The 258-nt window shown below is 63.2% G+C and carries 1 pseudogene; it reads left to right on the top strand.

Features of this window, described 5'->3' with window-relative positions:
* Window positions 1–258, top strand: a pseudogene (locus SB765_RS31215) (conjugative coupling factor TraD, PFGI-1 class); the annotation flags it as partial.

The raw sequence follows: 258 nt of genomic DNA, 5'->3' as shown, positions 1-258 counted from the left end.
CCGCCGAACTGCTGACCAACCAGTTGCCCAAGGTCAACGTGCAGACACGCACCCTGGTCTCCGGCGCGACGGACACCGCCGATCCTGATGCCCGTACTGACTTCACCTCCTCCTCGCAAGACCGGGTCACCACCACCGCCGTGCCACTGATCGAACCCGCACACATCATCGCCTTGCCCAAGGGGCAGATGTTCTCGTTCCAGGAAGGTGGGCAACTGTGGAAAGTACGCATGCCGCTACCGAAGCCGGCTAGCGACG

The sequence above is a fragment of the Pseudomonas sp. SIMBA_067 genome, from assembly GCF_046534675.1.
Taxonomy (GTDB): domain Bacteria; phylum Pseudomonadota; class Gammaproteobacteria; order Pseudomonadales; family Pseudomonadaceae; genus Aquipseudomonas; species Aquipseudomonas putida.
Note: the sequence above shows the minus strand (reverse complement) of the source record. Positions and strands in the feature narration are given on the sequence as shown.